The organism is Streptomyces sp. NPDC093018 (assembly GCF_040684035.1).
Classification (GTDB): domain Bacteria; phylum Actinomycetota; class Actinomycetes; order Streptomycetales; family Streptomycetaceae; genus Streptomyces; species Streptomyces murinus.
Genome location: NZ_JBFBFF010000015.1, coordinates 182,516 through 192,475 on the forward strand (window position 1 = coordinate 182,516; position 9,960 = coordinate 192,475).

A 9,960-nucleotide genomic window follows, 5' to 3' on the forward strand; every position below is an offset into this window, starting at 1 on the left:
GTCAGGCCCGGTCCTGCAGTTCGTACCAGCGGGCGATGGAGTCCTTGTAGCCCTGCGGCATGACCAGGCCGGGTACTTCGTCACGGTGGAACAGCCCGGCCTCCTTGTGTTCGTGGCTGACGACCGGCGGTCGCCGGGCGTCGATCGCGGTGCAGCCGTAGGTGACGATGAACACCTGCCGGCCGGGGATCGGCTCGTACATCCACACGTCGAGCAGCTGACCTGCGCTCGCCGTCCAGCCGCTCTCCTCACGGATCTCGGTCTCCACCCGCTGCTCAGGACTCTCCGGTCCCTCCAGCTTCCCACCGGGCAGCTCCCACTCGGCCCGCTCGTTCTTCAACAGCAGCACCCGGCCCTGCGGGTCGAGGACAACGCCCTTGACCGAGATCGGGAAGGTTGCTGGCACGTAGGGCTGTTCAGACTGTCCGGTCATCTCTTCTTCCACGGTGCACGGGCGGGCACGGGCCCGCCGAACGTAGCAGCCGACCGCCGCCCAACGCTTCCGGTCGCGGCTGAACGGGCTTTGACAATCTGTCACTTCACTCCAGGCCGACGTGTCCGGGACAGTGTGTTCTCTCCCATCCGCCCGTTCTCACGAGGGGGATTCTCCATGCCATCACTCCATGCCGCAGTTCCGGCCGCGGACGATGAGTTCACCCCTGGCGCTCTGGGCGGCGGTGAGCTGGAGCGAGCCGCGGCCGTGCTGCGCGAGCGCGGATCGGTGCGGCTCGGGCGGCTCGGTGGACGTGGTGATGTTCTCGGTACAGCGGGGCGGCTGATGTCCCCGCTGTGGCAGCACCGCGACGCCGATCCGGACGGGCTGACCGCCATCCGTGACACCGGACGGCACGAGGGACGACCGGGCTTCGCCGGCCTCGGGCGCGGCGACCTCGCGCCGCACACCGAGTGTGCCCAGCTGCTGCACCCTCCCCGGCTGCTCTTGCTGGCCTGCGCGCGGACGGCCGATGCGGGCGGAGAGAGCCTGCTGGTGGACGGCCGGGCCGTTCTCGCCGAACTCGCCGATTCACATCCGGCCGCGTTGGAGGCTCTCTCAGCGCCGCGAGCGGCGTATTTCGGCGGCGCCGACGGCCACTTCGCCCCGGTCCTGGAGAGCCTTCCCCACGGGCGCTGGCGCCTGCGGCTGCGCCAGGACTCCCTTGCCCGTTTCTCCCAGGAAGCCGACGCGCACCTGCCGGCACTGCGCCGAGCAGTCGAGCGGAACACCACTCGACTGCTTCTGGCCGACGGACAGGGGCTCGTGCTGGACAACCACCGCGTGCTGCACGGCCGCACCTCGTTCGTCGGAGAGCGGCTGCTGCTACGGGCCCTTGGACAACCGGACCCCCGTCTCGCCCTGGAGCCCGGATTCCCGGCCCCGTGGTCCAGGCCGAGCCCGGCCGACGCGGAGGTCGCGGTGGGCCGTGGCTGACGACGATCCGGCCCGGCCGACGTGCCGAACGAGGGCGACGCCTCCGGGCCCCTGCCCCGTACCTCCGGGTCTGCCCGACCGGTCACCCCGGACCCATTGACTCCTGGTGATGCGGGGCGCATCCCGCGTCCCGTCGCCAGGTCCCGCAAGGGAATCCCCCAAGAGGAGGAGCACATGGCTCAGCAGATCGAGCCCGAGAGCGCGGCCGTCGGCGACGAGTTCGACCTCGACGTCCGCACCGTGGAGGTCACCGACGCGGCTGGCCTGCAGGTTCTCACCGACGACGGCTGCGGCAGCACCTGCGGCGCCTGCACCACCGGGCTGCACTGACCCACCCGGCCGGTGCCCCGAGGTGTTCTGCCCCGGGGCACAGGCCACCGCCCTCTGCCCGTTCCGACTGCGAGGTCTGCCCGTCATGCACCCACCCGCCCCCACGGCTTCCTACCGCGCCGCCGGCGTGGCGCTCGTGCGTGCCGTCGCCCTCTCCACCCGCGCCCTGCCCACCTGGCCCGACCTCGGTGACACGACCGGCCGGACCGACCGGCACGTCGAGTGGCTGCGTGACGTGTGGGCCGACGAAGCCCTCGCCGACACCCTCGAACAGGCCAGCCCCGTCCTCGCCGAGCGCGTCCGGCGGCTGACCGAAGCCCCCGCCCCCGCTCCCCGCGAGGTCCGGCGCGCCGCTCTCTCCACGGCCCGGTACGTGTTGCGCGCCACGGGCCGCCCGACCCCGTTCGGGTCTTTCGCCGGGGTCCAGGCCGCATCGTTCGCCTCGCCGTGCGACCTGCGGTGGGGCTGCGATCACCAGGCCGTACGCACGGTCTCGGCGGCCCGGCTCGCCGAAGCGATCGGGCGGCTGGAAGGGCTGCCGGATGTCCTGCCCCACCTCGACGTGGCGGCGAACAACACCGTCCATGTGCGGGGTGAGCGCCTCGTCGTTCCGCACCGGCCCCTCGTCCGGCCGGGAGGCGTTACGACGGCCGCCGAGACCACCCTGCGGCACACCCGTGCCGTCTCGTTCGCCTTGGCCGCAGCCCGCCACCCGGTCCGCCTGGGCGACCTCGCCGTCAAGCTCCACGCCGAGTTCCCCACCGTGTCCGGTGAGCGGGTCACCGCCGTTCTGACCGAGCTCGTGGCACACCAGGCGCTGATCACGAATCTGCGCGCACCGGCGACCGAGCCCGATCCCGAGGCGCACCTGCGTGCCGCCCTGACGAGCACCGGCATCGACGAGTCGCCCGCCGTCACCAGGGCCCTGGAGGGTCTGCGGGCCACCGGGCCCGCCCGCCCGGCACCTGCCGTCGACCTGCGGCTGGACGCCGATCTCGTCCTCCCCCCGACGGTGGCTGACGAGGCTGCCCGCGCGGCCGGCCTGCTGACCCGGCTCAGCGCGTTCCCGAACGGGACGTCGGCGTGGCGGGCCTACCACCAGCGCTTCTACGAGCGGTACGGCCGCGGGGCGCTGGTGCCGCTGCTCGATGTGGTGGCGGACAGCGGGATCGGCTGGCCCGACGGCTACCCCGGTGCCAGGACCGCCGAGAAGCCGCGCTTCGACGAACGCGAGGAGCTGCTCGCGGCCCTCGCCCAGCGGGCAGCGCTCGACGGAAGGCGCGAGGTCGTACTCGACGAGGCCCTCCTCGCCTCGCTCGACCTGGGCCCCGATGAGCCGCGTCTGCCCCCGCACCTGGAGATCCTCGCGCGGATCCACGCCCGCACCCGGCAGGACCTCGACCGGGGTGAGTTCCGGCTGGAGGTCGTCTCGGCCTCCAGGGCCGCCGGGGTCTCGGTCGGCCGCTTCCTCCACCTTCTCGAGCCCAGGCACCGAGGCGCGTTCACCGACCTGTTGAGCGGCCTGCCGACGATGGACGAGCACGCCGTCACCGCCCAGCTCTCGTTCCCTCCCCTGGACCCGGCGACCGGGCACGTCGCCCGCAGCGTGCCCACCGGCCGGCTGGTGATCAGCCTCGGCGAGCATCGTCGCGCAGCGGAAGGCGTACTCGGTTCCGAGGACCTGGCGGTGGGCTGCGACGGGCGACGCATGTACCTGGCCGCGCCGGCGCTCGGCGTGAGGATCGAGGCCGCCGCCACCCACGCCCTGAACCTGCGCGACCACACCCCGCCGTTGGCCCGGTTCATCACCGAACTGTCCCGCGCCCAGGGCGCCCAGGTCACCCAGTTCTCCTGGGGCACTCTCAGCTCGCTCCCGTTCCGGCCTCGGCTCCGACACGGGCGCGTCATCATCTCGGCGGCCTCCTGGCGGCTTGTTGCCGCCGAACTCCCGCATCGCACCGCCGGCTTCGCCGAGTGGGACAAGGAACTGTCCTCGTGGCTGACGCGGCGCAAGGTCGCCCAGTACGTCACCCTGGCCGCCGACAGCCAGGGCCTGCCCCTGGATCTCGGCCACCCCGGTCACCGCGTCCTGCTGCGCGAGCACCTGCGCTCCGCACCGCACGCCGTGCTCGTCGAGGCACCGGACCCGGTCGACCTTGGCTGGGCCGACGGCCGGGCCCACGAGATCACGGTCCCGGTCACGGCCACCCGGGCGCCCGCCTGGCCACGGCTGCCCCGGCCCACCCCGGCACGAGTCCTGCGTCGAGGCCACGGCGACGCCCCCGGTACCTCCCGTGTGCTCCTCGCCTCCCTCTACGGCGACCTGGAGCGCCAGGACACCGTCCTCGCCCGCCACTTGCCCGATCTGCTGGAGCGACTCGGCCGACCCGCGTGGTGGTTCGTCCGCTTCCGCGACCAGCGCCAGCACCTGCGGCTGCGCATCGCCCTGCCCGGCCCGGACCAGTTCGGCCCCGCCGCCAACGTGATCAGCGGCTGGACCGCCGAACTCCACCGCGCCGGACTGCTCGCGGAGGTCGTGTACCCGACCTCCTACACCGAGACCGGCCGATGGGGCGAAGGCGCCGCCCGGGCCGCCGCCGAGCAGGTCTTCCGCGCCGACTCCGCCGCCGTCCTCGCCCAGCTCACCCAGCCCGCGCTACCCGGTCGGCAGGCACTGCTCGCCGCCCATACGGTCACCATCGCGGCCGGGTTCACCGGCTCGGCGACCGCCGGGCTGCGCTGGCTCGTCAAGAACGTCCCCGCCCAGCCTCCGGCGGCCATCGCCCGGCCGGTCTTCGCCGAAGCGGTCCGCCTCGCGGATCCCGCGGACAGCTGGGCCGCGCTGCGCGGTGAGCCGGGCGGCGCCGCGGTCGTGCGGGCGTGGGCCGCACGCCACCACGCGCTGGACGCCTACCGCCACCACTTCCCGGGGCCCGACACCCGGGGCGTGGACGCGGACGATGTCCTCGGCTCGCTGCTGCACTGCGGCTACGTCCGAGCGCACCGCATCGACTTCGACGATGAGGCCCAAGTCCTCTACCTGGCCCGCGCCGCCGCCCTGGCCCGCCTCTCCCGGGACGGTGCCTTGTGACCACCTCGCACCCCGCCCTTCGGCTGTCCGACCGGATCGCCGAGCTGCTCGACGACCCCGCATCCGTACCCGCGGCCTGGTCGTCGCGCCCGCAGTGGCGCCAGTCCCTCGCCCACGGCGCTCCCGGCATCGCCCTGCTCCACATCGAGCGCGCCGCCACCGGGCGAGGACCGTGGGAGCCGGTGCGTGCCTGGCTGTCGCTCGCGGCCGGCGCACCGGCCACCAGCGGCGCGGACAGCTACCTCTACTACGGCGCCCCGGCGCTCGCGCACGCCCTCTCCTGCGCCGCCCAGGCCCAGCCCGGCTCCTATCAGCGCGCCCTCGACCACCTCGACCAGGTCGTGACCGCCGACGCAGTGCACCGCTGCGACCAAGCCGAGGCCCGGGTCGAACGCGGCGACCTGCCGGCACTCGCCGAGTTCGACACCATCCGCGGTCTGTCCGGCATCGGCGCCGTCCTGCTGCGCCGAGCCCCCGGCGGGGAGACGGTCCGGCGGATCGTGGCCTCCTTGGTCCACCTCACCGTCGACTCCGCACACCACGGCGAGATCCTGCCCGGCTGGTGGACCCTCGCCGGCCCGTCCGGCAAGAGTGATGCGCGGTTCCCCGGCGGTCACGCCAACAGCGGGCTCGCACACGGGATCGCCGGGCCGCTCGCCCTGCTCGCCCTCGCGCTGCGGTGCGGTGTCGAGGTCGACGGCCAGCGCGAGGCGATCCGCGCCATCCTGGCCTGGCTGGAGCGCTGGCGTGACGACCACTCCTGGCCGTACTGGATCACCGCGGCGGACCTGACCGGCCCGGACCGCGAGCCGCTCGCACCCCAGCGGCCGAGCTGGTGCTACGGCACCGCCGGTGTCGCGCGTGCCCAGCAGCTCGCCGCCTTTGCCCTCGGTGACCCGCGCCTGCGCCACGACGCCGAAGGCGCGCTGGCCGCCGCGCTCGTGGACCCGAAGGCCCTCTCCGCGACGACTGACCTGTCCGCCTGCCACGGCTACGCCGGGCTCGCCCATATCGCCCATCGCGCCGCCGCCGATGCCTCCCGACGCAGCGCCGACCGCCTCCGCTCGGTTGCCGCCCTGCTCCTGAACAACATCCACCCACCGCGCGCCGACGCCGACGAGCAGGCTCAGCGCCTTCTGGCGACGGCAGGGCCGACGTTCCTGGAAGGCGCCGCCGGTACCGCCCTCGCCCTGCTCACCCCCGCCACCGGCAACGCGCCCGCGACCGGCTGGGACGCCTGTCTGCTCATCTCCTGACCACCGGCCGCGGACCGACGACCACCAGCCAAGGACCGATTGATCACCGACCGAGGACCGATCTGATGACCCACAACTGGATCCAGCACGACCTCGCCTTCGCCGACTCCGCCGACGTCGAGCGGATCGCCGCCCACCACCTCGCCCCCGTGCTCGTCCTCGCCCAGGACAACGGCGTGCTGGAGGGCTGGTGGTACCTGCGCAAGAAGGGGCTGAGACTGCGCTACCGGGCCGCTGCGCCCGCGCTCATCGTCACCTCACTCCTGGACGTGCTCGCCGCGGAACGTGCCATCGAGCACTGGGCCACCGTGATCTACGAGCCCGAGACCGAGGCGTTCGGCGGCCCGGAGGCCATGGAGATCGCCCACCGCCTCTTCCACGCCGACAGCCTCCACCTGCTGGCCCAGGCCGCAGAACCGAACCCGCCCGCCCTCGGCCGCACCGAGACCGTCGTCGTCCTCGTCTCCGCCATGCTCCGCGCGGCGGGACTCGACTGGTACGAACAGGGCGACGTCTGGGTGCAGTTCGCGAAGCTCCGCGATCCCCCGGCACCCGTGGCCCCCGACCGCGCGACCACCCTCACCGCCGCCATGCGCCACCTGATGCGCCTCGACACCTGGGCCCTCACCCGCGACACCGCCCCGCTCGCCCACCACGGCGACTGGGTCCACGCCTTCGAGCAGGCCGGGCAGGATCTCGTCCGCCTCGGCCGCGAAGGCCACCTCACCCGCGGGCTGCGAGCGGTCCTCGCGCACCACCTCCTCTTCCACGCCAACCGGGCCGGCCTTCAGGTCGACTACCAAGCCGCCATGGCCGCAAGGGCGTTGGACGCCGTCTTCCATTCCGGCGAGGGCCCCGCGCCCTCGATGCCCACCATCCGCACCACTACCAAGGTCACCGACATGACTACTCTCAGCAGCGACACTGTCTCCGTCGCCCCGACCGCGGAGCAGCTGCGCGCCGCCCTCACCGACCGCCTGCTCGACCAGGCGGCCATCCGCACCGCCGCCGTCGAGGCCGCCTTCCGGACGGTGGGGCGCGAGCACTTCCTGCCCGGCTTCCCGCTGGCGGCCGCCTACGCGGACAACCCCACCTACACCAAGTCCGACGGGAGCGGCACGCAGATCAGTGCCGCCTCCCAGCCCGCGATCGTCGCCCTGATGCTGGAGCAACTCGACCCGCGGCCCGGCGAGAGGATCTTCGAGGCCGGTGCGGGCACCGGCGTCAACGCCGCCTACATGGCCACGATCGTCGGCACCGACGGGCACGTGACGGCCGTGGACGTGGACGCGGACCTCGTCGACGGCGCCCGTAAGCACCTCGCCGACGCGGACATCACCAACGTCGAGGTGGTGCTCGGCGACGGCGCGCTCGGCCACCTCGACGGCGCGCCGTTCGACCGGGTCATCGCCACCGTGAGCACCAGCGAGATGCCCACGCCGTGGCTTGAGCAGGTCAAGCCCACCGGCCGGATCGTGCTGCCGCTGCGGCTGCGCGGCACCGCCTCGCGCACCATCGCCTTCGAGCGCCGCGAGGGCGGCTGGACCTCCGTCGACGACCAGCTCGCCGTCTTCATGCCGCTGCGCGGCAGCATGGACGACGCCCGCCGCACTGTCGACCTCACCGGCGAGGGCGACGTCACCCTCCAGGTTCACAAGGACCAGGACGCGGCGGTCGACGCCTGCCCGCTGCTCGGCGTCCTCGACAGCGGACGCCACGAGACCTGGACCGGGGTGACCATCCCGAGCGGCACCACGTACGAGTACCAGGACCTGTGGCTGGCCCTGAAGCTGCCCAACTCCCTGATGCGCATGAGCGTGAGCGCCGCCGCCCGCGAGCGCGGCCTCGTCACCCCGATGTTCGGCTGGGGTGCCATGGCCACCGTCCAGGACGGCTCCCTCGCCTACCTGACTCTGCGCCCCGGCGACCCCACGGCCGACGGCCGCAAGACCTACGAGACCGGCGTCATCGGACACGGGCCCGAAGGCGCCGCGCTCGCCGACCTCGTCTCCGAGGAGATCCGCGTCTGGAACAGCGGCTTCCGCGAGCGGACGCCGCGCATCGCCCTCCCCGACAGCCGCGGCACCGCCGACCTGGCCTCCGGCCACTTCGTCCTGGAGCGCCCGAACCACCCGATCACCATCACCTGGGAGTAGCTGTGCACCCGACCGGACCGATCGCCCAGCGGTTCCCGCTGGTGCCCCGGATCCGGCCCGCGTGCCTGCCCCTGACCGCCCGGGTCGGCCAGCTCTGCTCGCTGGCCGACATGGGCGGTCAGCGAGCCGACCCGGGCCAGGCATCCACCGTCTTCAACCAGACAGCGCTCCTCGCGTCTGATCTCGGCCTGCCGGAGTACGCCCGCGAGCTGTGCCACCGCCACGCCGCCCTCTACCTCAGCCACGGGCCCCTCCCGGCGATGAGCGCCGTCCGCGGGCTGGAGCCGATCGTCAACCTCGCCCGCCTCCACATCCGCTCCGGTCACCACCAACGCGGCCACCAACTCCTCCTCGATCTCTACCGAGCCGTTGCCGGCTCCACCGAGACCGTCCTCGACGGAGTCGTGGTCCCCGCACGCCTCACGGAGACCGACCAGCAGCTCACCGAGGTGCGGGCCTGGCTGTGGAGGGTCGTCCTCGCCGACGGCACCCGAGCCCTCACCACCGCCGGCCGCTGGAGCGAGGCCCTGCGCCACATCGAGGAACACCGCGGCATCGGGCTGCGTATCCTCGACGGCCGCCAGGTCGCCGTCCTCGCTTCCGCCACCACCGGTGACCTCCCCGGTGCCCTCGCGCTGCTTGAGGACACCGAGCAGGGCGACGCGTGGGAGGACGCGGTCACCTCGGCGCTCACCGCGCTCTGCCGCCCCGGTGACCAGCGTGCCGCCGACCACGCGATCGACCACTGCCTCGCCTTCGAACCGGACGGGGGCCTGGCCGTCTTCAGCACCCGCCTCGCGCTGACCGCTCTCGACGCAACCGATCCGGACACGCCCGCCGCCCGAAAGCTCCTCTCCCAGCTGGTCGGCCGAACGAGTGAATCCGGTGACGGCTACGCGCTGCGCGACCTTCTTGGCCACGACGGAGTCCGCCGCAGCCTCGAACCCGCCCGGAGGGCCTCGTTCGAACGCTCGCTCGCCGCCTGCGCATTGGGCTCCGCTGCCCTCCCCGAGCCCCATCGCGACAGGCTGGAGGCCGCCCTCGACAGCGCCCGCCAAGTGCTCGAAGCATCCCCGTTCGACCTGGGCTCACCCGGAGGCGATCCCCTTGAACGCCGAAGTCGAACAGCACCATCACCGGATCCCGCTGCCCCATAGCCCCACCGCCAACAGCGCCGGGCAACGCGCGGTGATCGAGTGGCTGACCCGGCGCTTGGGCATCCCAGGCCGGCGACCGGTCGGCGGCTGCTTCAGAAGCTGTTCGGCTGCCCGTCCATCGACGCCCGGCCGAACGGCAGACCGGATCACGACCATCGCCCGGCCCACGGCAGCTTCCTGATCACCGACCCGCAGGGACGCATCCTAGGAATGCGCTGGACCATCAACCCGGCGGTCTGGTCCTTCCCCGGGGAAGGACCAGACCGCGTTCAACGCGTGCGCCGTCCTCGTCAAGGCAGGGACGGCCCTCCACGTCGGCCGGCTCCAGCAGTGACCGGCCGGCCTGCCGCCGCCGAAAGGATCTCGTCCACCAGCCGGTCCGCCGCGTCCGGGCGGCCGTACATGCGGGCCCGCTCGGCCATGGCCCGCCGGAGGTGGGCGTCGGACAGGAGGGGGCCCACCGCTGTCTGCAACCGGGCCGCCGTCACCTCGCCGGTCAGCGCGACCGCCGCCCCGGACTGCTCCAGATGCCGGGCGTTGT

Annotated in this window: 7 protein-coding genes and 1 pseudogene; 6 read left to right on the forward strand and 2 right to left on the reverse strand. The window is 73.3% G+C overall.

From position 1 onward, the window contains the following. Nucleotide 1: 1 nt before the first annotated feature. Nucleotides 2-433, reverse strand: a complete 432-nt coding sequence (locus tag AB0N90_RS28770) for an NUDIX hydrolase (protein WP_136100962.1) — start codon at nt 431-433, stop codon at nt 2-4. Between the two features lie 177 nt (nt 434-610). On the opposite strand from AB0N90_RS28770, the gene AB0N90_RS28775 reads away from it, so the two are divergent. The 6 genes from AB0N90_RS28775 (at nt 611) to AB0N90_RS28800 (ending at nt 9,419) form a co-directional block, all read left to right on the forward strand. Further along, the gene (locus AB0N90_RS28775; protein WP_365201511.1) at nt 611-1,429 is read left to right on the forward strand and encodes a TauD/TfdA family dioxygenase; all 819 of its coding nucleotides are present in this window, start codon (nt 611-613) and stop codon (nt 1,427-1,429) included. A 174-nt stretch (nt 1,430-1,603) separates the two neighbouring features. After that, a complete protein-coding gene (locus tag AB0N90_RS28780; RefSeq protein WP_365201513.1) occupies nt 1,604-1,759 on the forward strand; it encodes an FxLD family lanthipeptide in 156 nt (51 codons plus the stop codon). An 85-nt stretch (nt 1,760-1,844) separates the two neighbouring features. Further along, nucleotides 1,845-4,850: a lantibiotic dehydratase gene (locus AB0N90_RS28785; RefSeq protein WP_365201516.1), complete on the forward strand. Its 3,006-nt coding sequence runs from the start codon at nt 1,845-1,847 to the stop codon at nt 4,848-4,850. Next, nucleotides 4,847-6,106 (forward strand): lanthionine synthetase C family protein, encoded by a 1,260-nt coding sequence (locus AB0N90_RS28790; protein WP_365201518.1) that lies wholly within the window; start codon nt 4,847-4,849, stop codon nt 6,104-6,106. Before AB0N90_RS28785 ends, AB0N90_RS28790 begins: the two co-directional genes overlap by 4 nt. Nucleotides 6,107-6,171: 65 nt before the next feature. Next, entirely contained in the window at nt 6,172-8,262 is a 2,091-nt protein-coding gene (gene fxlM / locus AB0N90_RS28795) for a methyltransferase, FxLD system (RefSeq protein ID WP_365201521.1), read from the forward strand. 2 nt (nt 8,263-8,264) lie between these two features. Further along, nucleotides 8,265-9,419: a hypothetical protein gene (locus AB0N90_RS28800; protein WP_365201523.1), complete on the forward strand. Its 1,155-nt coding sequence runs from the start codon at nt 8,265-8,267 to the stop codon at nt 9,417-9,419. Between the two features lie 290 nt (nt 9,420-9,709). Here the strand turns inward: AB0N90_RS28800 and AB0N90_RS28805 are convergent. After that, nucleotides 9,710-9,960, reverse strand: a pseudogene (locus AB0N90_RS28805) (hypothetical protein); the annotation flags it as partial.